This window comes from Flavobacterium soyae, assembly GCF_021245985.1.
GTDB classification, from domain to species: Bacteria; Bacteroidota; Bacteroidia; order Flavobacteriales; family Flavobacteriaceae; genus Flavobacterium; species Flavobacterium soyae.
Genome location: NZ_JAJQXA010000068.1, coordinates 1 through 280, shown reverse-complemented (window position 1 = coordinate 280; position 280 = coordinate 1). Strand labels below are relative to the sequence as shown.

Here is a 280-nt window from a genome sequence, read left to right as displayed (position 1 = left end):
GCATAGCCGGCCTTCAACAGTGAGCGGGGAACGGGCGGCATTATGGTCGCCCGCCCCGTCGGACTACAACTCGATGCGCTCGACCTTCCCGACCAGCAGGATGTAGGACAGCGCGCCAGCCAGTGCCAGGACAGAGATATAGGTGATGGCCGGGGCAAACGAATCGCCGCTGGCGAGAAAGCCAATGACGATCGGCGTGGCGATGGCCGCCAGGTTGCCGATGAAGTTGAACACCCCACCGGTCAACCCGAGCAGTCGCGCCGGCGCCAGTGTGGAGACC

1 pseudogene is annotated in these 280 nt (G+C 64.6%); it reads right to left on the bottom strand.

Annotated elements, in window-relative coordinates:
• Positions 1–63 precede the first annotated feature (63 nt).
• Positions 64–280: pseudogene (locus LUU93_RS21950) on the bottom strand (MFS transporter); the annotation flags it as partial.